The sequence below is a fragment of the Legionella sheltonii genome (assembly GCF_026191355.1).
GTDB classification, from domain to species: Bacteria; Pseudomonadota; Gammaproteobacteria; order Legionellales; family Legionellaceae; genus Legionella; species Legionella sheltonii.
Window position 1 is genome coordinate 13,390 of sequence record NZ_JAPHOQ010000017.1, and the last position, 21,402, is coordinate 34,791.

The window sequence follows — 21,402 nt, forward strand, 5'->3', positions numbered from 1 at the left end:
AAGGCATCCATTAAATGGCTCATACAAGCAAATTTTTACCCCAATCTATTGAAGAGGCAAGTAAAATAACCACCAATCCTTTTAAAATTGGAGACCGTGTATATTTTGTAAATGATCAAACAAATGAAATATGGACAATTGTGAATTTTTCATTGAGTTCTATTGATAAAAAACCCGTGGCTATCCTCAGAAGCGATACTTTTGATACCTATTCTTCCCTGGGAAATATCAAATTAATTTGTTAATTGGGCTGATTTCAAAATTAATCAGCTAAATGCTTTACCCAATCAGCAAAAGCCTCATCTTCGAACTGATAAGTTCCAAAATCAATTTTAGTAATCAAATTTTTATTCGATAATCTTCTTAGTGCATTATGAGTGGTATTCTTATTAACACTATCAATTCCAAGGGCTTCACCGAGTTTTTGCAAAGCTAGTTTTCCATGTAAGTCACTTATTCCATTGGCAATCATTGACATTACTATTTTATCGGCCGGCAATAACGTTTCCCATTGACGCTTAAAATTATCATCACTAAATACCCTGCTTTTAGTAGCAGCTAAAGCTGCGGCCGAGCCCTCCTCCGGATTACTTAAATAGTATTCTATGTATCTTCTAAAAAACTCAGGAGTCTTCTTCAGTTTTTCAAATGCATCAAGAGCATCATGAATACTCATTGGGTATTTTGATATTTTATTTACCCTTTCGACCATAGCCAATACGAAATCTTTTCCTAATAATTCGAAGGGTTCTAGAGGCGCCCAGTTATAAAATGGTTCTGATGCAACTCCAAACATACGTCTTAGAGTGGTTTCCGAACTTCCGGCAAAAATTACTTTTATACGTTCTTTCCTGATATCCAATGCTGCCCTTAGAGCATGAGCAAAATGAGAGTTCTCTTCATATGCCAAAACTTGGGCTTCATCTATTACCAGAATCATTTGATCTTTTGTTTTATCGAAAGCATTCATTGCTTCCATTAATAAAGTACTGGTTACTTTTTTTGTTTCTGCTAAATCTGCCTCAAGAGTCCCTTCCCCTAGGCCTGCAATTTTTCCTGAGGCTTTAACTTTCTTAATATTTATAGGCTTGTTTAAACCGGTCCAAATTTTATTAAATCCTTTTGGCTCAATTGTCTTATAGAATTCGGAAACCAAAGCTGTTGCAGGATCAATTTCTAATTCCCAAAGATTACTATAGACGACAATATAACCTGCCTTTTGAGCTGCAGGTATAAAATCTTGTTTCAAAAATTCGGTTTTTCCCATTCTTCGTCTAGCAAATAATCCTCGGGCAGAGGTTAGACCTATTTCAAATAGATCGAGATATTTTTTAGCTAGTTCGGGGCGGGCATAATGCCAATTGTTGTGTTTTTTCATAAGTTCTTAATAATTCTTAAAGGATTTAAGAATTATTCTATAGGATAGCCTAATCATTAACAATGAAAGTCTTAAAAATTCTTATCGTGTTTAAGACTTTTTAAGAATTATCAGAAGTGGGAGACCATAAAAAAGGTGGCTTAAATGCACCCCGCTTTTTTATGGTCTCCCAACAAGGAGTTTCAATACCTTGGCCAAGATTTTCATTTCATCAGATTTGTCAGCACCAGGCATACCAGAGCCTTTGGTGCAATAAATAAGCTCAACATTATCAGTGGACTCCGCGACTTTTTCTATGCGAATATCGTGTATCCAATGCTCAAAAAAATTGTATTCGTAATTAAATTTATCTCCCGAATCAAATGCAAAGTCATCCAGATACACCCTGTAGGCATTATCTGAGTAGCCTAGACCACCCTCATAGTTGATGCCATAATCTTTGCCATAAATGTGAAACTGATGCAGGTTCTCATCATCCCATCCATAAATGGTTTGGATAACATAATGTAATTGAGCTAATGAGGTGCTCCCTGGAACTTTAATTCGTCGCCATACTAACGGGCTAATTCCACGTAGAACAATTCTTAACGTATAAATTTTCATGTCGTGCCCTACAAAAGACTATTGTCTTAATGTAAGTTTTGACCGTAACTCAAAAATTAAAAGGGTTTAGCTAAATGCACCCCGCTTTTTTATGGTCTCATTTATCCAACAGCTAGCAAATAATTTAGTACCCGTACCCAGTCCGAAAGCACAAGAAAGAGATGAGGTAACAAAAGAGCAAAGCTTTGCTCCAAATCCACTTTCGAGGGAACCCAGGCCGTCTAATAAAGATCAATCCTCCACACAAGAAGCTAATGAGATACATAATAAATCTGAAGATGGGGAACAAGAAATTTTTAACCCCTCTCCTTTTAATATGAAGCCGTGGTAATAAAGAGCAGGGGTTTATTGATTATTGAAAAGAACTATTCAAGATCCCATTTCGTATCCAATAATACGATTACGTAATTGGGAAATACCATTTTATGCTTTCTCCAAGACGGAGCCCTTAAGTCTTGACCCAAGAGCGTTGAGGTCATTGGTTGTAGTGTTGATGCTCTTCAGTGGGGCGTCGATTTATAACTGATATTTATTTTTCTGGTTTTCTTATTTATCTGATTGAATGGTGTAGCTTTTTAGGCTATGATTGAAGCTTAGTTGGCTTCAACATAAAAATCATGTTTGATACTTCAATATTGTTTTCTGAATATCGGCGGCGTGTGCTAGCACTTTTATTGCTTCATCCTGATGAGCGTTATCATGTTCGAGAGATCGCACGGTTAACGAATACTACTGCAGGTACACTTCATCGAGAACTATCCAAACTTGCTAAATCTAAAGTACTTCTACGCGAGCAGAGCGGCAATCAAGTTTATTATCAAGCCAATCGTAATTTTCCCATTTATACGGAGCTTGCTAGCATTTTAAAAAAAACGTCTGGTTTGGTGGATGTGTTGTTTGATTTTTTAGCGCCATTAACTGAAAAAATTGAAGTGGCTTTTGTTTTTGGTTCGGTGGCCAAAGGAACTGAAAACTTGGGAAGTGATATTGATGTGCTTATTATTGGTGAGATTGATTTTACAGAAGTAGTTGCGGCTCTTTATGCTGCTCAAGCTAGTTTAGGGAGAGAAATTAATCCCAAAATATATTCCAGGGAACAATGGAAGGCATCTTTACAAAAACAAGATCTTTTCATTCAGGAGGTTTTAAATAATCCCAAGCTATTTATTATGGGAGCTGAACATGACCTTGGATAATTTAATTGGCATCAGCCTGGAAAAAATACCACCTCACCCAGATACCATAAATCGGCTTTTGCATGCTGCTGAACGTAATATTGTGGATTCAAAAATTGACTTGGTTAGCGCGGAGAATCGCTTTGATGCTGCCTATAAAGCAATTATGCAAATAGCAAATGCAGCACTTCAATCTCATGGATATCGAACCTTGACCTCTAAATCAGGACATCATCAAACGATGATTCAGTTATTGCCTCAGACTTTAGGTATTGATAAAAAAACAGTGATTATATTGGATGCTATGCGTAAACAACGCAATATTGCAGATTATTCTGGCGATATTATTCCTGAGAGTGCAGTAATAACTTGTATTGCTCAAGCAGAAGCATTGTTAAAGGATTTTAAAAAATGGCTGAGTGTTAAAGATGGAAAACAACAGTGATGTAAAGCAACAACTCAATGAATGTCTTGAGGTACTAACAAAGATTTTAGGCGCAGCAAAAATAATTGAAATAAAGGAGTCTGGTGAGTAAGTGGTGACTATCAAGAACACTCCTCAAAAAATGTACCTGGTGTTTTATAACTAGGATTATTAAATAATGCAAAAACTCATTGTCTTCATCCTATTTATTCTTTTAGTACCCGAGGTAGCCTTAGGCACGATGCAACAAGTTCAACCGAAAGCGAAAAGCCCATCAGATTTCAAGTTTTCGGGTTATGTTGATGGTTCCTATAATTATCTTCAGGATAGTAATAAATTCACGAGTGGCACCTATGATCGCGTTTTTGACCTCAACCCGAATGGAGTGACGCTCCAACAAGCAGGCATCACCTTGGCGTATCAACCCCAACAGGGATTTGGCGGTTTAATGACCCCTGTAGTGGGAAGTGATCCCAATATTTTCGCACCCTATGGTTGGAATCTTCGTTCCTTTGCGATGCCACAAGCCTATGCGCAGTATGCGAGTGGTCCTTTGACGTTTATGGGAGGCAGTTTTATTGAATTAGCTGGGGCTGAAAATCTCTTTTCTTATAATGACACTAATTTTTCTCGCTCTATTCTCTGGGGCTATGCAGAGCCTTTTACCGTTACGGGATTAAGAGTGTCCTATATTCCAAACGATAAGCTCACCTTAATCGGTGGTATCAATAATGGTTGGGACAGTCTTCGGGATCTGAAAGATCCCCACGAAATTACCAAACACGGTTAAGCTCCTGTTCTATAATCTCTTGTAAGGTTCTAGGGTCAGGGGCTAAGGAACAGAGCTGATTATGCTCAATCATAAGCTTACCCAGGGTAAAATAAGAGAATATTTTCTTATCTTTGACCGTATTGGCTTGGAAGTATTGTTGTTTATTTTGACTATGTGCAATTACTCCAATAACCCAATAAGTAATTTGCACAATAGCAGCAAGAAGCATTTTTACTCCCCATCTATCTACTGAATGAGTACGCACATAACGTCCTGCTAGTCCGAATTGATGACTTTTAACATCTCTAAACGATTCTTCTATTTGCATTCTTTTAAAATAGAGATTGATAATATCAGTAGGCCCTACATCCAATGGTAAATTAGTAGCCAAAATCCATGGCTCTTTATTAGCTTGACTATAACTTCCATTAGACAGTGTCGAGGTGGTTTTTCCTCGTGATGTCTTTACCTTTCTTCCCTTAGGCTTACGATAGGTTGTAACCACCCTACAAGGTCTTGTATGCTCTTTGGTTAATAGAGCATGCTCATAATGTGTCGTTTTAGATTTAATATCAGGGATTAGTTCTTTAATGAGTTTCCATCCCAGTTCTTCGGATAATTGTACCGATTTAACTCCTCTTACACGACTTAGCCAATACCAGCCCAGCGCTTCTATTTCTTTAAACCATTCTTCATAAAAACCGGCATCCATGATTACGATTACTCGACGATTTTTGGGCAAACAAAGACTCAACTCTTTTAAAAAGTCCTTAGCTCGTCCTTTTGTTTCGGTATCTCTATACACTTCTCGATAAAGAGGAAGACTTCTACCTTTTAACGCTATTTCTGCACTGAGCATTTGAATTTCTCGGTCGTCTTTTAAGCAGCAAATATCTACAATCAAAGGTAAGGTTGTATCTTGCGAGATGTAAGTAAAAACAAAGCTTGATAACCCTTGATAAATGGAAAAAAGTTCATTATGCAGTGCCTTATTGCCTTCCAGCCTATCAACTTTCTTTATCTTATTTTTTAATTTTGCATCTCCAGGCAAGTTCCTCCCTAATTCACTTAATGAAAGGTTTTGGCTATGTCTTAAGCCTGATGCTACATCCATTACTGCATTCAATCGTGATATATGAATTTCAGGACATGATTCTGTAAGCGAATTATAAAGATAGGTTTCTACAGCTAACATTTTAATTTCCATGAGTCTTAATGACGCTCATTTGATCATGAGACGCTCTTTATTTCAACTCATAATTCGTGGGGATAGATCAGTTCGGGATACCAGCCGTCAGAAAACCATGGAACTGGGAGCCTCTTATACATTTAACCCCATGTTTTCTTTAGCCGCTTATGCTTATTCAGGCCAACAGCGTATCGCGGAAAGAACATCGAGTGGCCCGAAAGGACAACGCACGCTGATTGATTTAATTGCCACTTTAAATATTACTAAAAAATTATGTTTCGTCGTCAACTACGATGGCGCACTACAAACGAAAGCAGCACTTCCTAATGGCACCATAGCAGAAGCAGTGTGGCAAGGCATTGCTGGATATGTGAATTATCAATTAAATCCCAAATGGCGAACATCCCTACGTGGAGAAATTTTTTCTGATAGAAATGGTTATCGTACGGGGGTAGCGCAAACTTGGGATGAGCTCACTATAACATTAAGCTATTTTCCCATTAAAAATCTTGAGTTTCGTGCAGAAACTCGACGTGATTTTTCTAACGTTAGTTCTTTTCTGAATAAAAACGGCATTACAACAAGTCACAATCAACAATCATTTGCTTTAGAGGGTATTTTTAGGTTTACATAAAAACTATAAGTCTGAGCCATATTACTTGCCTTATTTTTCTTTCCCTGAAAACAAGCTCACTATAGCAGTATGCCCTAGTCTTTCCCTCTAAGGTTACTTAAACCAATAAGTATAGGATCCTACTATCATGCCTATAACGAAAGGGGATCGAGATTAAATGTAGCAAGTGCTGTTATTGAGGGTCCAGATCAATACCCTGTCATACCCCAATCTATACCGAAAATAGCACCCCAATGACAAGACTTGTTTTGATTTTCTTTTTTGATGGTAGGTAAAATTCTGCAGATAATCGTGGTTTTCCGAGTTGAAGAACAAAACGATAGCCTAACTAAGACACTATTTCCCAATTAAAAATTATCATAAACTTCTTTTCGGTGTTTTATAGCAATAATAACGACTGTATTTGTTTCTGCTTCAATGCGGTAAACAACCCTATAGTCACTGACTCGCAAACGTCTGTGCCCTTTAAGGCTATAACGCAATGGCTTACCAAAACCAATAGGATCGATCATCAATCGCTCTTCAATCGCTTTTTTTATGATTTTTTTAGCTGTAGTTGGCAACTCAGGTATGTCGTATTTGACAACATCTTCTACATATTCAATTTGATACAGTTTACTTCCAGGCGTCATCATGTCTCACCTTTCTCACTCTAGCATGATCTCGAAACTCCGCAATAGCAGACAATACTCTATCTTCTCGCCGTTCTAAGGCTTCCAGGATTAGCTCTTTAGCTAATCCCGAAATTGATTTATGTTCTAGCTCGGCCAGATAAGCAAGTAAGCCGGCTGTTGACTCTTCAAAGGTAATATTTATTCTAGGATTTTTAGTGGGCATAATGATTACTCCTAATTTGTGCATATATTAAGTGTAACACTTTTGCATCACCTGTCAAATAGTAATAATATTTATGAAAACACTTTGTGATTGGGATTGATTCTCAATTCGAGATGATTGATTTGTGGATATTGTTTTGAGTTGACTGTTGTTTTTCTATTTATTGCTGAGATGGGTGATTTTTCTTTGGTGCTAAAAAAGCATAGTATACTTTTACATATGAAATCATCGGTATGATTGGGTGTTAGATTATAACTTTTCCATTTTTAATATTATCAGTGAGTAAGTTTGTTTCTTGAGTTCGGTTACAAAAAGATGAGCCAACGGCAACACCTAAAGCGAAATAGTCTCTTGAGCGCATCGAAGTATCCTTATTTTTAATTCATTTTAACTCGTAAGTTTACGAGTCGCAATATTGCGTTACGCAAATTCACGACATAAATTAAATAGAGGAAGGTGTTTTAGTTAAGTTGGGATGTTTTTTAAATAGGAGGTGTCCATTAGAAAAGAAATGAGATAAGACACTCACCAGAACGGTCCAGACAAATAGCAATTGCTCATGAAACAAAATATAAATGCTAGGACGGAGGACTATAGAGTTTATTGCATCATGATTATGCTATGATTCTAATAGCTTCATTGAATTTGTAAGAGGTTTTTTTGTTTCAGTGACCTAAGACAATATTGTATAAGGAAACCAAGGAAGGATAGAGCACATGAATGGACCAAGAAAAGAATGTTGCGCTAACGAGGGGACATCCACTTCCCAGAAAGAACTGAGGTCATCAAATGCCTCCATGCCGTGTTGCTCGCCTACTGATTCAGATGAGCTCGCTCATTTTTTTAGTTTTCTCACTCAATTTTTTCAGGCAAGTCTTGGTAAGGCAACCGCAGGAATGAGTCCGGCAGCTTTGCGGATTGCCTTCTTTTCTTGGCTTGTTCAATTGCAACAGTCACCAGGACTCTTACTGGAATTAGCACTGTATCCTGCGGTGCATGCCCATGATTGCATGAATAATGTGCTCTGCGTGGATCGCGCTGCGGGTGGTGAGGATGTTCGTTTTCATAAAGAAAGCTGGGAGGCGATGCCTTGGCGGCTGTTTGCTGAGCAATTTCTGCAAATTGAAGATTGGTGGAGGCGTGCCACTCAGGTTCCTGGATTACCTAAACCAGTTGAACGTACGGTTTCTTTTTGGGCACGACAATTCCTTGATGCCTGGTCCCCTTCTAATTTTGTCTGGACTAACCCTGATTTATTCTATGAAACGATTCACTCCAATGGTTTTAATTTGATTCGTGGCACTGAAATAGCGATTCAGGACTTGCTCGATAGGCTAACTGGTGCACCGCCTGCTGGAGCAGAACAGTTCCTACCCGGGAAGGGTGTAGCAGTGACTCCGGGACGTGTTGTCTTTCAGAACCATTTAATCGAACTCATTCAATATGAGCCCCAAACTAAAACGGTTTTTAAAGAGCCGATATTGATACTGCCTGCGTGGATTATGAAATATTACATTCTGGATTTATCTCCTCATAATTCATTGGTCAAATGGCTTGTTGGTCAAGGACACACCGTGTTTATTGTTTCATGGCGCAATCCTGATGGTGCTGATCGTGATTTAGGCATGGATGACTATTATCGACAAGGGGCTATGGCCGCCATTAATGCGGTTTCTGCACTGCTGCCCCAAGTCAAAATCAATCTGATGGGGTATTGTTTAGGTGGCACCCTGGCAATGATTGCGGCAGCGGCAATGGCTCGCAATGAGGATAATCGGCTTAATAGTCTCACACTACTGGCTGCCCAAGGGGATTTCACCGAGGCTGGGGAATTAATGCTTTTTGTCACCGACAGTGAAGTTGCTTTTCTCAAGAGTATGATGTGGGAGCAGGGGTACCTTGATACCAAGCAAATGGCTGGTTCCTTTCAGATGCTGCGTGCCTATGATTTGATTTGGTCTAAAATGATTCAAGATTACATGCATGGGGTGCGTCGTGGTACCATTGATTTGCTGGCATGGAACGCGGATGCCACCCGCATGCCTTATAAGATGCATAGTGAATACCTTGAAAAGCTCTTCCTCAATAATGATTTTGCGGAAGGACGCTTTAGCGTTGAAGGGGAGCCGGTCGCTGCCGAAAACATTCAATTGCCGATTTTTGCTGTGGGTACTGAAAAAGACCATGTGGCCCCTTGGCAATCGGTGTATAAAATTCATCTGATGGTCAATAGTGATACGACCTTTATTTTGACCAGCGGTGGGCATAATGCGGGGATTGTCAGTGAGCCAGGGCGTCCGGGACATTATTATCATATTCATGAACGCAAGCAGGGGGATGCTTATTTAAATCCCTCTCGTTGGTTAAAGAAAGCAGAAAAGAAAGGCGACTCCTGGTGGCACGCCTTACATGATTGGTTGGTGCAACACGATACCTCAAAACGGGTTGCTCCGCCTGCTCTTGAGCAAGCACTGCCTTTAGCTCCTGGTACCTACGTGATGCAAAAGTAAAGGAATAACGATGGATAAGGAATTTCTAGAGAATGTCACGTTTGATGAGCTCACCCTTGGACAGCAGGCGAGCCTAAGTAAGACGCTCACCCAAGAAGATATTGAACTTTTTGCGGTGATGTCAGGCGATGTGAATCCGGCACACATGGATCCCAAATTTGCTCAAAGCGACATTTTTCATGGTATTGTAGGTCATGGCATGTGGTCAGGCTCTCTGATTTCAGCACTTCTTGGCACCATTTTGCCGGGACCTGGAACGATTTATCTTGAGCAAGATATCCAATTTAAAAAACCGGTACGCATTGGCGATACGCTTACCATCACGCTTATTGTCCGTGACAAACGAGCGAAGCAAGCCATTGTCACCTTGGATTGTAAGGGGGTAAATCAACGCGGCGAAATTGTGGTCGAAGGTTTGGCTACTGTGCTCGCACCAACGCAAAAAATAAGGGTTGCTAAAGCGAGTCTGCCCCAGGTGGAAATTCATAGCCATGACCGGTTTCAAGCCATCATTCAAACCTGCCAATGCATGGGAAGGATTCGTACCGCGGTGGTCCATCCAGTAAAAGCCAGTGTGCTGGAAGCAGTCGCTGATGCGGTAAAGGCTAAACTTATGATCCCGGTATTAATTGGCCCCATAGAAAAAATTAAGTCAGCCGCTATTGAAGCTAAAATTGATGTCTCTGAGTGGGAACTTATTGATACGGAGCATAGTGATGCTGCAGCCAGGGTAGCCGCGGAGTTAGCAGCGACTGGCGCAGTCGATGCCATCATGAAAGGCGCTTTGACCACCCATGAGTTGTTGGCCGCCATTGTGCCTGCCACCTCCAACTTACGCACCCAATACCGGATTAGCCATGCCTATATCATGGATGTTCCCTCTTACCATAAACCACTCATGATTACGGATGCGGCGATTAATATCGCACCCAGTGCTTCTGAGAAGGCCGATATCTGTCAAAATGCAATTAATCTTTGGCGTGTCTTATACGGTATCAAGTCGTTGCTAGTAAATGGCTTTAAAATTGCCTCAAAGGATGAATTAAAATTGACCTGTAGTGATTGTTCATGAAGAAGCCTCCAGGAATGAACTTATTTGCCCATTAAGATCAATTATCGCTCTGTTTAGTTTTATTTGAGACGAGTTATCGCCTGGGTTCAAACACCCCATAAGAAAAATTATGCTTTGCTCAGAGCTCTATTTGGGACTAAAAAAATGTCTCAGATTGATCATTGTATAGGCTATGGTTTTCATGGCATAGTGATGTGGGCTATGATGCTCAAATCGAAGAAGCAAGCGTTTGAATTTGTCTTCCCAAGCAAAAACTCGCTCAATCGTACGAAACCGCTCTTTAAAAATAGCTTTGTTGAATAACCGCTTTCTTCCTCGCTTGGAGCGTTTGCGATTGCGTTTGTTTTCATTAATATTTGGGATCATGCCCGCGTTAAAGATCATCTTGCGATTGGCTTTGCAATCATAAACACCATCAAGGCTCATTACCGAGCCCTCCAGTGAGAAGCCCACTGCTTGGGCAATTTGTTTTAGGGGTTTAAACGCATCCCGTAGCATGGGGGATTCATTTTTGTTCCCTGGTCCAGTGACAAATGGCGCAATAACATTGCAGTTTCGGTCACAAAGAGCAACAACTTTGTCTCCTTTGAGATGTTTATGTCCACTGAACCCGAGGTTATCGCCCCTTTTTTAGCAGCAGTTGTTGTGCCGTCACCATGAATAATACTTGTGTCGAGTAGATTGTTTTTGGAAAGTAATTCCACAGAGGCCTCAAACATCCGATCAAAGCAACCTTTCTTGAGCCAGGCTCTGAAGTGTTTGAAAATACGGGTGTAACTGATTTCTGGCTTGCCGTCAGCCATTTTATCAATCGGCAATTTATACCATTGGCACCCTGTATGAATGACGTACAAAATGTAGTTAAATATTTTATACAGTGCTACTTTGGGCCTTGGTCCGCGTTTTCCTTTTTGCAGATAGGGAAAGACAAATACATTGAACTCATTTTCAGTTAATTGCGTTGGAATCCTGTTGTAGCCTCGCTTACTCACATTAGCCCCCTGTTTTTATTTTCTTAATTATAAAATTAAATGTTGGGGCAATTTGTTGAATTTAAATGTATTTTTATAAATTACAAAACTAGCAACGAGTTGAATCACAAAAGCAATGGAGCGTCCAGGATGCCAGGTGCTGGAATTGAGTTCCTCTCGCAAAGCAATGAGATTGCTTTCATAATCCGTTTCAAAGCGGAGCGCATTCATGGTGTTGCGCTTGTTCTTGCGGCAATCAAAGTAGGCCTGGAACAAGGATTCCAGTGTCGCGCCGTGCTCCATATGATCATGTTCTTCTTCTCCCATAGTTTATCCCAATAAAGTGGTGTGGACCTGTTAAATGCCCACACCGATTGTGACTTTGCTTTGTTTAAAACCCCGAACACACCGAACAGGTTGTTCGTTGTTCTTATTGTCGTTGTTGTCGTTACCCGACGGGAAGTTCACGTTCCACGCGTTGTTGTTGTCGTTCTGCGACGAACTCCAGTAGAACGCGGACGAAAACCCGCCAAACGCAATACAAAGGCGTTTTGGTCTACATAAGGCATCTTATGCAGACACGAATCAACTGCTGCTATACAACAGTCCCTTTGTCGCTTTTAAACAAAAGCATGCTCGCTCATGAACACCGTAGCCTTCATGATTCTGGCTTTCGGCTGGCATTACGCCAGCCAGTCACCTGTTTGCCTATGCGTGTCAAGAGTTCACTTAACTGGGCTTGCCTTTTAAGTGATATCAGCTTCATCTCAACACACAAGCGAACTTCCAATTTCAATAACTCCATCTCATCTAAAAACACCTCCAAATGCTCTATCCTGTTTTGATGCTTGTTGGCCCGGTAAATACAACGAAGCAAATGAAGGGCATCGCGCTTCATATCCTGGCCCAGTGTGTATCGATATTCTCTTGGAAAATCACGGGTTACCTCAAACACTCTCAGAACCAACTGATAACTGTCCTTATAAACCGGTAACTCCGTATAGAAAGCCATTAATAAAAATCCAAATCATTCGTCTTTAAAGAAATCATGAGGCAGCTACGCTGCCTCAAAAGAAAAGGGATAAAGGGGTTAAGGGGTAAAAGCCCGAACACACCGAACAGGTTGAACGTTGTCCTTATCGTCGAAGACGACGTTACCCGACGGGAAGTCCACGACCCACGCGCTGCGGAAGTCGACCTGCGACGAACTCCAGTAGAACGCGGACGAAAACCCGCCAAAGTTACAGGGAATTGCAAGATTGGAACACAATGCGCCATGGACTGCAGACAGCTCATTTCTTGCCGGAAGATACCAGTCAACACTGAGGTTTCGGCAACGTTGGGCGGCGCAGTTATTGGGATCACTTGAACAAGCTGTATCAGCGACAATAGCATTGGTATTGCCAACCCCATCATCCAGGCTTGTTGCGCCAGCTATATTTGAAAAAGCACCTGTCCATTGGCTGTTAAAACCTTGCGCCACATCAATGACGACTTTGCCACTGCCCGCGCTTTCTTGAAACACCAATCCCTCCAGATAAGAGAAGGCGATTAAGGTCGTGGGGCTGTTGGCAGTGTTGCTGCCGCTGACGGTAATCGTGCACGGTGCGTAAGGGGAGTTGGAAGTCAGTTCCAGCGTGCAACTGGCTCCAGGGGCCACACTGGTGCAATTGCTATCGTCAACGGACAGATTAGGGCAGGCTGCCTTATTGCTGACTGTAATTGCATTGGCATTCACGGCACTGCCCGCATCATTGGTGACCTCTAAAGAAAGCGCTGTTCCTGATACTGCAACGACCCTGCTTTGTTGTACAGGGTTGGTGATACTTATTTGCGGTTGGCTGGTCACCGTCACATCGACATTCACTGTGTTGGTATTGTCTCCGGCGATAGGAATAGTCGTTGGTCCTTCTTGTGTGCCTGAAGCAAAAGTAATCGTACAGCTTGCCCCAATTGCAAGGCTCGCCCCACACGTCGTGCTTTGTACGCTGATGTTACTGCCTCCTGGAATGGTTGCAACTACATTCTCTGCCGCAACCGGAGAGCCTGCATTATTGGTCACGGTGACATCGCCGGTTGAATTTTCAGCAAACAGTAATGTGGTCGGATTAACACTGATGGTGGCCATTGGTACGGGCGTGACGGTCACTGCAACAGTTGTAGTGTTGGTGTTGCTGCCGCTGATGCCAACGTTAGTTGGGCCTTCCGCTGCGGGGGCAGTAAAGGTAATCGTACAGCTTGCCCCAATTGCAAGGCTCGCCCCACACGTCGTGCTTTGTACGCTGATGTTACTGCCTCCTGGAATGGTTGCAACTACATTCTCTGCCGCAACCGGAGAGCCTGCATTATTGGTCACGGTGACATCGCCGGTTGAATTTTCAGCAAACAGTAATGTGGTCGGATTAACACTGATGGTGGCCATTGGTACGGGCGTGACGGTCACTGCAACAGTTGTAGTGTTGGTGTTGCTGCCGCTGATGCCAACGTTAGTTGGGCCTTCCGCTGCGGGGGCAGTAAAGGTAATCGTACAGCTTGCCCCAATTGCAAGGCTCGCCCCACACGTCGTGCTTTGTACGCTGATGTTACTGCCTCCTGGAATGGTTGCAACTACATTCTCTGCCGGTTCTGGCGAGCCCATACTGTTGGTTACAGTGACTAACCCATTATTTCCCGCAACAAAATTTAAAGAAGACGGGTTCACCGTAATCGTAGCCCCTGTTGCAGGACCACGGGTAATGCGCAAAATATTGGCGCTACTGGGCCGATAACACTGATTCAGGTTTCCTTGTTGACAAACCACGGGGCCATCCGTAATCGGACTGCTTAACTGGCTACCGTTTATCTGTAAAGACAGTATGCAGGAATTTTTGCCTCTGAGAACAAAAGGATTGCCGCACACATTGAGCCCCGCGGTGATTTGCGTCACGCCACGAATGGGCTGCATGGCTAAGGTGTGTGGCCTGCTGGATTGATTGGTGACTCGGTATTGCACCATGGCCGTACCATTGGCAGGCACGGTAATCGTGGTGGGCATCAGTGGCTCAAAGGTCCACAATGGAGTCCCTGCACAAGCCGTTGTAATCATGAATCCTAACCACAAGAAAGCCAGTATTCTCTTTAAAAAAATTTTGTTGCTGTATCGTAGCATGACCTTTGTCCTTATGCGATGTAAGTCAAATTAAACAAAACCCCATTGGTGTAGAGGTGATTAAGGGCTAATCCCGTGTTTAGGCTCTGCCCCAAAGCACGACCCAGTTCGCTTTTACCCCAGTCGGCAAACTCATAACCAACCCCCAATTGCCAATGTTCGCTAATGGATTTTTGCACCCCAGCACCCAGCGTGTAGGTGAAAGCGGTTTTTGTGTGGTCTTCAAAGTTGTTATTAGGAAGCGCCTCAAAAATCAAAGGCGTATTCGTAAAATCATGAGCGCGGTTAAACCCCACCCCAAGACTTGCGCTCACCCAGGGCATGACCCAATAGCCTTTATCAAGCAACAGCTTGCCTTTTACTGCTACGCGAGAGTTTCGGACTTTGTAAAGGTAGCTGTAATTATCAAATTGAGGGTCGGCATCATCCCATATCACGCCCTGAAGTCTGGCATTGCCAGTAGTGGCAGCTGCCAATCCCAATTGCCCCAGCCATTGAGAAGTCAATTCTTTTTGTATGCCAACAAACAGTTCACCCGAGGCAATGGCATTAGTCGATTTTCTAGCCGCATAGGTCTTTTCAATCTCTGGCGCCAAATAAAAAGTCTGTGTCTCACCGCCTCTTGCCCAAACGGGCCCCGCGGCTATTGAAGCAACCCAGGTCCAGTCTTTGGAGGGAATAACAGGCCCCATGGTACCCGCAAATGCTGTGCTTCCCAGCACACTGACTGTTGCTATAGAAAGAAATAAACGATACTTCATAAGCGCTCCTTGCAAAGTAAAACGAGTCATTAAGTGAAAATAGTAACCAGTCAGCGGCAATCGATTGGAATAACAAGAGAATGAAGGCAGAAACGTACCCCATAGGATTTAAGAAGAGCAACGAGATGAAACAAGCCCCTAAGTAAAGGAAAGAAACACAATAAAATATAATGGAGTAAAATGAAAATAAGGAAAAATCTAGTGCTGATTGCTGATTGCTGATTGCTGATTGCTGATTGCTGATTGCTGATTGCTGATTGCTGATTGCTGGCAATGGTCCTGTTATCGGACTCTATGGGCAATCCATTTTTGATATCTAATAAATAGTTCATTCCCTGCACCAGCATCCTATATGTTATTTAATATTGAAAAACTATTTCAAATTATGATACTTTGTTACTGATTGAAAATCAAAAAAATTCCTTCAATTTTTATTCCTCAAACTTGCCCCAAACATTACGCGACAGTGACTAACTTAAAGTATTTATTGATGCATAAAGTTCTTCCAATTTCTCATTCCATGCACTTCAAGCACAGAGCTTTGTATGGTTTAAAATATCCTGCTGCTCACATTCTTGTTCAATAAGAAACTGCTGATGCCATAGGTGCTCTAGTTCTCGTCTTACCTCTTGAATGCGCTCTCGAATCGTAACAATAACTTCTTCACTTGATTGCTGATAAATGCTTTGCGTGAGCGTATCCAGTAACGTGCTTTTTTCAAGCATTTGAAGCTCTAGCTGAATGAGTCGTTCGTCTTTTTGCTCTTCCATCATCTCCTGATTAGGATTCATTTCGTTATTTTTTTGTTGTTGCCATCGTTCTTCTCGCAATTCCTGTTGATCTTTAAAATCTTGTCCCAAATAGAAGTGCTTATAAAATCCTTTAGGGGTACGCCAACGATTTTCCCGAATCATTTTTGAAAGGATGTTATTCCGGTGTTTAAAACAAGCCACGTCCGGCAAATAAAACTCACTGTTAAGCAGTGCAAACAAATATTCGGCTGCGAGTTGTTTTGGAGATGAAAGTTGCTTTTTGTGTTCAAAAGTTAGATTGAAGAACGTGCCTAAAACCAGTTTTTTGACTTCATCAGGGATTTCTTCCTTGATTTCTGAATAGAGTAAATTCTGAATGGATTCGAATTGCTGGCTTAATCGCATGCGTGTTGTTTTATCCACAGAGTGGGTTAATTTTTTAAAAATAATATTATTAATAGAAAAAGAACCATAAAGATCACTTATATATAATCCCCTCATTTTGAGGGGATCGATCCCCTCATTTATATCAAATTCATTGCATTCTGGTTTGATATTATCCTGATCTTCATTATCTTGCTGATAAGAATCGTTTGGTTCGTTGTGGATATCTGTTGTGTTTTCTTGAGGTGTCTCTGGAGCGGGTTGGGAAGGTTTAATCAGTGCGAGCAATTTATCGGTAATATGAATGTAGCTGCCTTTTTTTACTTCAAAGCCACCCTGCTCTTTCGTTCTGCTATAAAGCGCCTGGCGTCGTTCAATAAAACCCTCTTCAACTAATTCTTTGATGTACCGTTCTAACGTGCTTTTGGGAATACCGGTGTCTTCAACGATTTCAGTATAGGGCTTCATGAACCATTTATTACTTGAGTTTTTTAAGGTGTAGGTGCTGGTTTGCCAACCTAGCAGTATGTAATCCACAAGTTGCGCTTTTCGAGCAGATGGAATCACTTTCATGAGATGTTTAAATCTCACGTGAAAAATTGAACAAAGGTTCCCCATAGATAATGTCCTTATCTTTATTGTTTTTTTAGGGGAACAAAGCTAAAATAGTCAGTGGATGGATCCAAAAATTTCGATGGAACTTCTAATTTCCTTCAGTATTTTTGGTGTTTAGCTTTGTTCCAAGCTAATTGCTATACAATTCATGGGTGGTTTCGCACACCACTCATGAAATCTAATCTCTAATCTCTAATCTCTAAAAATTTCTATTGGTATTGCCAATACTAATTTAATGATCATTTTTATTTATGTCAACAATAATAGTCAAAAAAAACCAAATTACTATTGAAAGTATTCCTGAGTGAACTATAATTGAAGTTGATTTCAATTATAGGAATAAAAAATGAACCATAATAATTCTTTGATTCATGGCTGGAAACAAGAATTTAAATTGACTCAGAATGATATTGCAGAGATTACTGGATATTCTATTAGCTCAGTAAAAAAATGGCTTTTATCAGAAGGCACTGAGGGATATAAAGATGCTCCTGATAGAGCTATAAGGTTATTTAAGTATTGGATGGAAAAACCTACAATTGAAAATAAAGAGTTAAAGGTTATAGTATTTGCAAATCAAAAAGGTGGTTGTGGAAAAACAACTCTATCTTTAAATTTTTCAAAAATGTTGGCAAAAAGAGGTGAGAAGGTTTTAGTCATTGATAATGACTCACAAGGGAATCTATCATTTACTTTGCTTGGAAAGGAAAATTATCCACCGCAACAATCATCTACGCTTGTACATTTAGGTAAAGAAATAGATCCTATAGAAATAGAAAAAAACCTATATTTAATAGGATCGGATGAAAATTTAGTAGATATCGATAAAAAAACAGCCATTGAAGTATTTTTCAATCTAAGAGACTCCATAAAAAAAATGGCACTGAAATATGGATTCACTTATGTCATCATTGATTCTCCGCCTTCTCTTGGAACAGTTTTTATTTCTGGGTTAATTGCTTCTAATAATATTGTTATCCCCGTGTACCCAGAGGCATATCATATGCAAGGGTTGTTGTCGTTGATGCAAAAAATAAAAGTGGCGCAACAACCAGGATTAAGTCCTTCACTTAAGCTGGCAGGAATCATTCTTAACCGAGTTAATAGAAACACTATTGTTTATAAAAATATTAGAGATCAGCTCCATGAAGCTTTCGGAGACTTAGTTTTAAAAAATGAAATTTCCCAGTGTACAGCTGTTATTGAAAGTCAAACTCCTGGTTATTTAAATTCAATAGAAGAATATGCCCTAAAAGAAAAAAGAAAGGGTGAGAAGCCTCTAGTTGAGTTTAATAAAGTACTGGATGAGTTAATTCAAAATTTATAATGAGAAAATTATGAAAAATAAATCAAATACAAAAGATTTCGGATCTTTATTTATTACTAATACTGCTGAAAAAAAAGAATACTTCCATAACAGTAATGATGAAGTTATTAAAGAAATTGATCCTTTGGATTGTATTAATTGGAAATATGCGGATAGGCAAAACTTTGAAATGGGAGATCTTCATGAGTTAGCATCTAATATTTCAGAAAATGGGCAAGTTCAACCTATTGTGGTGAGAGAGGTAAATGATAAATATGAAGTCATTGCGGGTGAAAGACGATGGCGAGCGTGTTCTCTTATAAATAAGAAAGTAAAAGCCGTAATTAAAAATCTTACAGATGAAGATGCGTTTATTTTACAGGCGGCAGAAAATATAAAACAAGAGTTATCACACTATTCTCAGAGTGTAAGTTATCATAAAATCCTTAGCGAAGAAAAAATCTCACAGAGAACACTTGCAAAAAGATTAGGTATGTCTAAATCATCATTGAGCAATTTACTTTCTTTTTCATCAATACCTAGTGAGTTATGGGAAGCTGTTGGTGATATGAGGAAAGTCACTATAAAAACCGCATGCTTTATAAAACAATTGTTGGATAGCGATCCTAATGTACTTGTAGAGTTACTATCAATTGCTAGCGAGATTCAAAAGGGAGCTGGTTCATCAAAAATCAAAAAACTTCTAGAAAAAGAAAATAAAGAAATTTCTAAGAATGTATATTCTTCTAAGAATAAAATATTATTTAAGGTGGATCACAATAAAATTGTTTTGCCAACTATTGGCTTAGATAGCGAGAGCTTAAAAAAATTGGTAGAGCATTTAAAAAATTACCTAGAAGTGATTTGAAATATCTTTTTTAACGAGTGTCCATAGGTATGGACACTCGTTATTTCAGTCTATACGAACCGTTATATGTAACTTTCGCACCGAAAATATTTATTCGCCTCCTGTGGGTTAATTATAGCTTGAGAAAATATCTCATATTATCTAATATGGGATATTTGGATATCTATTTTAATACTATGAACTTAAAGTCATGTAACATGAAAAACTTGTTAACAATTATACCCTTGCATAAATATATGTTTATACCTAATCAGGTATTGACTAGATGACTATGGATACAATAAACAAACAGGATAATAAAACCCCAGGAAATCGATTAAAATATATACGCTCTATTCTTAGAGTAAGTAGAGCGTATATGCAAGAAAAATATAGTTTACCCGAAGTTACTTTAAAGTCTTGGGAAAATGGAACTACAAAGCTTACACAATCAGGAGCGCAGCGATGTGTAGAAGCTTATAGAAATGAGGGGTTGATTGTAAGTGAAGACTGGATTATGGAGGGTATTGGTCTTGATCCAAAATCAACAGTAACCGTAAGTCATTATTTTGCTACCCCTACGAATCAAGAAATTTCTTTTGAAGATGATGAGCTTGCAATGGTAAGAGATGCAAATCTATTCAAAGAAAGTCACCCAAATGCAGTTGTTATGCTGGTATCTAATGACGATATGCGACCATTCTATTTGCCAGGAGATTATATTGGTGGAAAGATGCGTTATGACGATAAAATAGGGCTTTCTGTTAACAAAGACTGTATTATTTATTTGAAAAATGGTGAAAGATATTTTAGAAGGCTAATTAGAAGCAATTCTGGAGGTTATAATTTAACTTGCTTAAATCCAAATGAAACAACAGCTGAGCCTGTTCTGTTCAATGTTGATATAGAGAGTGTGGCACCAGTTATTTGGCACAGATGGAAAGATGATTAATTATCATAAATGGGCTTTGGTAAAAATGTATAAGCATCTTTTTTAATCAAATTGATAAAATCATTTTTTATGAGATTTATCCTATCGTGATATCTTTTAATAAAATCAAATGAGTCAAAATTAGAAAAACCTGTTCCAAGCGTAACCATGTAGTTGAATTTTGGAAACCGTTCCATCAATATAATTCCATTTTTAATGCCCATTCTAGATCTTTGGTTCATAATTTCTTTGCCAAAATTATCAACGAAATCAATTTCACAAAAGGGGATAAAATTTCTCTTTGTATATAATGTCGCCTTACGAATAGGATCACAGTCGGCATGCAGATTCCACTGATGCCGATCAAAGATTCCATTCCATCGCGATCATAGATTCCATTTGATACCGATCACTGATTCCATTCGATGGCGATCAAACCGGAGCAAAGCGACGCTTTTTTAAAGTTTATGACTTATCCTCCAGATTATCTAATTTTGTAGTTATTTTTTTTCGCATTGACTCACCTTTCATATCAATTCGATGAGAGTTATGAACAAGTCTATCCAAGATAGCATCCCCCAATGTCAAATCACCAATAACCTCATGCCAGAGCTTAACAGGTAGTTGGCTAGTCACAATGGTTGAGGACTGATTGTGCCTGTCATCCATAATTTCAAGTAAATCACGGCGTTGCTCATCATTCATCGGAGCCAAACCCCAATCATCCAATATAAGGAGTTGGATTTTTTCTAATGAAGCAAGTAATTTAGGGAAACTCCCATCACCTCGGGCTAATTCAAGTGCCTGAAATAGTCTTGGTAAACGTAAATAACGTGCCGTAAAATTATTACGACACGCTTGATTAGCTAAAGCACATGCAAGCCACGTTTTACCGGTACCCGTGGGACCGGTGATCAGTAGATTTTGTTTTCGCCCAACCCAATAACAATCAGCAAGTTGCTTTATTACCGCCAAGTCGTTGCTAGTAAATGGCTTTAAAATTGCCTCAAAGGATGAATTAAAATTGACCTGTAGTGATTGTTCATGAAGAAGCCTCCAGGAATGAACTTATTTGCCCATTAAGATCAATTAT

General features: G+C 39.9%; 21 protein-coding genes and 3 pseudogenes. 10 read left to right on the top strand and 14 right to left on the bottom strand.

What is annotated here, in order from left to right:
• Positions 1-14: 14 nt before the first annotated feature.
• Positions 15-245 carry a hypothetical protein gene (locus OQJ26_RS16975; RefSeq protein WP_265704908.1) on the top strand — a complete coding sequence of 77 codons (231 nt, stop codon included), beginning with the start codon at positions 15-17 and terminating at the stop codon, positions 243-245.
• A 17-nt stretch (positions 246-262) separates the two neighbouring features.
• On the opposite strand, the gene OQJ26_RS16980 is transcribed toward OQJ26_RS16975, so the two are convergent.
• Positions 263-1,378, bottom strand: coding sequence for an ATP-binding protein (locus OQJ26_RS16980; RefSeq protein WP_265704909.1), 1,116 nt, complete (start codon positions 1,376-1,378; stop codon positions 263-265).
• A gap of 159 nt (positions 1,379-1,537) precedes the next feature.
• Positions 1,538-1,981 (bottom strand): plasmid pRiA4b ORF-3 family protein, encoded by a 444-nt coding sequence (locus OQJ26_RS16985; RefSeq protein ID WP_265704910.1) that lies wholly within the window; start codon positions 1,979-1,981, stop codon positions 1,538-1,540.
• A gap of 617 nt (positions 1,982-2,598) precedes the next feature.
• Here OQJ26_RS16985 and OQJ26_RS16990 point away from each other — a divergent pair.
• From OQJ26_RS16990 to OQJ26_RS17000, 3 genes are all read left to right on the top strand, one after another.
• Complete coding sequence (locus OQJ26_RS16990) at positions 2,599-3,177, top strand: nucleotidyltransferase domain-containing protein (RefSeq protein ID WP_265704911.1); 579 nt, start codon at positions 2,599-2,601, stop codon at positions 3,175-3,177.
• Positions 3,164-3,601, top strand: coding sequence for a DNA-binding protein (locus OQJ26_RS16995; protein ID WP_265704912.1), 438 nt, complete (start codon positions 3,164-3,166; stop codon positions 3,599-3,601). Before OQJ26_RS16990 ends, OQJ26_RS16995 begins: the two co-directional genes overlap by 14 nt.
• Positions 3,602-3,758: 157 nt before the next feature.
• Entirely contained in the window at positions 3,759-4,370 is a 612-nt protein-coding gene (locus OQJ26_RS17000) for an outer membrane beta-barrel protein (protein WP_265704913.1), read from the top strand.
• Here the strand turns inward: OQJ26_RS17000 and OQJ26_RS17005 are convergent.
• Positions 4,354-5,559, bottom strand: a complete 1,206-nt coding sequence (locus OQJ26_RS17005) for an IS4 family transposase (protein ID WP_265702028.1) — start codon at positions 5,557-5,559, stop codon at positions 4,354-4,356. The genes OQJ26_RS17000 and OQJ26_RS17005 overlap by 17 nt on opposite strands.
• On the opposite strand from OQJ26_RS17005, the gene OQJ26_RS17010 reads away from it, so the two are divergent.
• Positions 5,558-6,175: an outer membrane beta-barrel protein gene (locus OQJ26_RS17010; RefSeq protein WP_265704914.1), complete on the top strand. Its 618-nt coding sequence runs from the start codon at positions 5,558-5,560 to the stop codon at positions 6,173-6,175. The two genes, OQJ26_RS17005 and OQJ26_RS17010, sit on opposite strands and share 2 nt — an antisense overlap.
• 347 nt (positions 6,176-6,522) lie before the next feature.
• Here OQJ26_RS17010 and OQJ26_RS17015 read toward each other — a convergent pair whose 3' ends face one another.
• On the bottom strand, positions 6,523-6,810 hold the full coding sequence (locus OQJ26_RS17015; RefSeq protein WP_265704915.1) for a type II toxin-antitoxin system RelE family toxin: 288 nt from the start codon (positions 6,808-6,810) through the stop codon (positions 6,523-6,525).
• Positions 6,791-7,012, bottom strand: a complete 222-nt coding sequence (locus tag OQJ26_RS17020; RefSeq protein WP_265704916.1) for a hypothetical protein — start codon at positions 7,010-7,012, stop codon at positions 6,791-6,793. The genes OQJ26_RS17015 and OQJ26_RS17020 overlap by 20 nt, the downstream gene beginning before the upstream one ends.
• A gap of 716 nt (positions 7,013-7,728) precedes the next feature.
• On the opposite strand from OQJ26_RS17020, the gene OQJ26_RS17025 reads away from it, so the two are divergent.
• Both OQJ26_RS17025 and OQJ26_RS17030 read left to right on the top strand, forming a co-directional pair.
• On the top strand, positions 7,729-9,522 hold the full coding sequence (locus OQJ26_RS17025; protein ID WP_265704917.1) for a PHA/PHB synthase family protein: 1,794 nt from the start codon (positions 7,729-7,731) through the stop codon (positions 9,520-9,522).
• 10 nt (positions 9,523-9,532) lie between these two features.
• Positions 9,533-10,516: pseudogene (locus OQJ26_RS17030) on the top strand (bifunctional enoyl-CoA hydratase/phosphate acetyltransferase); the annotation flags it as partial.
• Between the two features lie 204 nt (positions 10,517-10,720).
• On the opposite strand, the pseudogene OQJ26_RS17035 reads toward OQJ26_RS17030, so the two are convergent.
• The 8 genes and pseudogenes from OQJ26_RS17035 to OQJ26_RS17070 form a co-directional block, all read right to left on the bottom strand.
• Positions 10,721-11,146 (bottom strand): annotated as a pseudogene (locus OQJ26_RS17035) (transposase family protein); the annotation flags it as partial.
• Positions 11,065-11,586: a transposase gene (locus OQJ26_RS17040; RefSeq protein ID WP_265703925.1), complete on the bottom strand. Its 522-nt coding sequence runs from the start codon at positions 11,584-11,586 to the stop codon at positions 11,065-11,067. The pseudogene OQJ26_RS17035 and the gene OQJ26_RS17040, both read right to left, overlap by 82 nt.
• A 27-nt stretch (positions 11,587-11,613) precedes the next feature.
• On the bottom strand, positions 11,614-11,892 hold the full coding sequence (locus OQJ26_RS17045) for a hypothetical protein (protein ID WP_265704919.1): 279 nt from the start codon (positions 11,890-11,892) through the stop codon (positions 11,614-11,616).
• Positions 11,893-12,223: 331 nt separating this feature from the next.
• A complete protein-coding gene (locus OQJ26_RS17050) occupies positions 12,224-12,577 on the bottom strand; it encodes a four helix bundle protein (RefSeq protein WP_058453028.1) in 354 nt (117 codons plus the stop codon).
• 78 nt (positions 12,578-12,655) lie between these two features.
• Complete coding sequence (locus OQJ26_RS17055; RefSeq protein WP_265704920.1) at positions 12,656-14,599, bottom strand: Lcl C-terminal domain-containing protein; 1,944 nt, start codon at positions 14,597-14,599, stop codon at positions 12,656-12,658.
• A gap of 125 nt (positions 14,600-14,724) precedes the next feature.
• Positions 14,725-15,474 carry an outer membrane protein gene (locus OQJ26_RS17060; RefSeq protein WP_058453026.1) on the bottom strand — a complete coding sequence of 250 codons (750 nt, stop codon included), beginning with the start codon at positions 15,472-15,474 and terminating at the stop codon, positions 14,725-14,727.
• Positions 15,475-15,524: 50 nt separating this feature from the next.
• Entirely contained in the window at positions 15,525-15,806 is a 282-nt protein-coding gene (locus OQJ26_RS17065; RefSeq protein ID WP_058453025.1) for a hypothetical protein, read from the bottom strand.
• Positions 15,807-16,001: 195 nt separating this feature from the next.
• Entirely contained in the window at positions 16,002-17,183 is a 1,182-nt protein-coding gene (locus OQJ26_RS17070; RefSeq protein WP_265704921.1) for a helix-turn-helix domain-containing protein, read from the bottom strand.
• A 388-nt stretch (positions 17,184-17,571) separates the two neighbouring features.
• On the opposite strand from OQJ26_RS17070, the gene OQJ26_RS17075 reads away from it, so the two are divergent.
• The 3 genes from OQJ26_RS17075 (at position 17,572) to OQJ26_RS17085 (ending at position 20,330) form a co-directional block, all read left to right on the top strand.
• The gene (locus OQJ26_RS17075; RefSeq protein ID WP_265704922.1) at positions 17,572-18,552 is read left to right on the top strand and encodes a ParA family protein; all 981 of its coding nucleotides are present in this window, start codon (positions 17,572-17,574) and stop codon (positions 18,550-18,552) included.
• Positions 18,553-18,562: 10 nt separating this feature from the next.
• Positions 18,563-19,399 carry a ParB/RepB/Spo0J family partition protein gene (locus OQJ26_RS17080; RefSeq protein ID WP_265704923.1) on the top strand — a complete coding sequence of 279 codons (837 nt, stop codon included), beginning with the start codon at positions 18,563-18,565 and terminating at the stop codon, positions 19,397-19,399.
• Positions 19,400-19,664: 265 nt separating this feature from the next.
• Entirely contained in the window at positions 19,665-20,330 is a 666-nt protein-coding gene (locus OQJ26_RS17085) for a S24 family peptidase (RefSeq protein WP_061718045.1), read from the top strand.
• 444 nt (positions 20,331-20,774) lie between these two features.
• Here OQJ26_RS17085 and istB read toward each other — a convergent pair.
• Positions 20,775-21,287: pseudogene (gene istB / locus OQJ26_RS17090) on the bottom strand (IS21-like element helper ATPase IstB); the annotation flags it as partial.
• Positions 21,288-21,402: the final 115 nt, after the last annotated feature.

What these genes read in the sequence shown, in the direction of transcription:
- OQJ26_RS17020 (WP_265704916.1), bottom strand. Translation starts at nt 7,012, where the DNA reads ATGCCCACTAAAAATCCTAGAATAAATATTACCTTTGAAGAGTCAACA.
- OQJ26_RS17075 (WP_265704922.1), top strand. Translation starts at nt 17,572, where the DNA reads ATGAACCATAATAATTCTTTGATTCATGGCTGGAAACAAGAATTTAAA.
- OQJ26_RS17065 (WP_058453025.1), bottom strand. Translation starts at nt 15,806, where the DNA reads ATGAACTATTTATTAGATATCAAAAATGGATTGCCCATAGAGTCCGAT.
- OQJ26_RS17050 (WP_058453028.1), bottom strand. Translation starts at nt 12,577, where the DNA reads ATGGCTTTCTATACGGAGTTACCGGTTTATAAGGACAGTTATCAGTTG.
- OQJ26_RS17060 (WP_058453026.1), bottom strand. Translation starts at nt 15,474, where the DNA reads ATGAAGTATCGTTTATTTCTTTCTATAGCAACAGTCAGTGTGCTGGGA.
- OQJ26_RS17010 (WP_265704914.1), top strand. Translation starts at nt 5,558, where the DNA reads ATGAGTCTTAATGACGCTCATTTGATCATGAGACGCTCTTTATTTCAA.
- OQJ26_RS17070 (WP_265704921.1), bottom strand. Translation starts at nt 17,183, where the DNA reads ATGAAAGTGATTCCATCTGCTCGAAAAGCGCAACTTGTGGATTACATA.
- OQJ26_RS16995 (WP_265704912.1), top strand. Translation starts at nt 3,164, where the DNA reads ATGACCTTGGATAATTTAATTGGCATCAGCCTGGAAAAAATACCACCT.
- OQJ26_RS17055 (WP_265704920.1), bottom strand. Translation starts at nt 14,599, where the DNA reads ATGCCCACCACGATTACCGTGCCTGCCAATGGTACGGCCATGGTGCAA.
- OQJ26_RS17000 (WP_265704913.1), top strand. Translation starts at nt 3,759, where the DNA reads ATGCAAAAACTCATTGTCTTCATCCTATTTATTCTTTTAGTACCCGAG.
- OQJ26_RS17025 (WP_265704917.1), top strand. Translation starts at nt 7,729, where the DNA reads ATGAATGGACCAAGAAAAGAATGTTGCGCTAACGAGGGGACATCCACT.
- OQJ26_RS16990 (WP_265704911.1), top strand. Translation starts at nt 2,599, where the DNA reads ATGTTTGATACTTCAATATTGTTTTCTGAATATCGGCGGCGTGTGCTA.
- OQJ26_RS17015 (WP_265704915.1), bottom strand. Translation starts at nt 6,810, where the DNA reads ATGATGACGCCTGGAAGTAAACTGTATCAAATTGAATATGTAGAAGAT.
- OQJ26_RS17005 (WP_265702028.1), bottom strand. Translation starts at nt 5,559, where the DNA reads ATGGAAATTAAAATGTTAGCTGTAGAAACCTATCTTTATAATTCGCTT.
- OQJ26_RS17080 (WP_265704923.1), top strand. Translation starts at nt 18,563, where the DNA reads ATGAAAAATAAATCAAATACAAAAGATTTCGGATCTTTATTTATTACT.
- OQJ26_RS17045 (WP_265704919.1), bottom strand. Translation starts at nt 11,892, where the DNA reads ATGGGAGAAGAAGAACATGATCATATGGAGCACGGCGCGACACTGGAA.
- OQJ26_RS16985 (WP_265704910.1), bottom strand. Translation starts at nt 1,981, where the DNA reads ATGAAAATTTATACGTTAAGAATTGTTCTACGTGGAATTAGCCCGTTA.
- OQJ26_RS16980 (WP_265704909.1), bottom strand. Translation starts at nt 1,378, where the DNA reads ATGAAAAAACACAACAATTGGCATTATGCCCGCCCCGAACTAGCTAAA.
- OQJ26_RS16975 (WP_265704908.1), top strand. Translation starts at nt 15, where the DNA reads ATGGCTCATACAAGCAAATTTTTACCCCAATCTATTGAAGAGGCAAGT.
- OQJ26_RS17085 (WP_061718045.1), top strand. Translation starts at nt 19,665, where the DNA reads ATGACTATGGATACAATAAACAAACAGGATAATAAAACCCCAGGAAAT.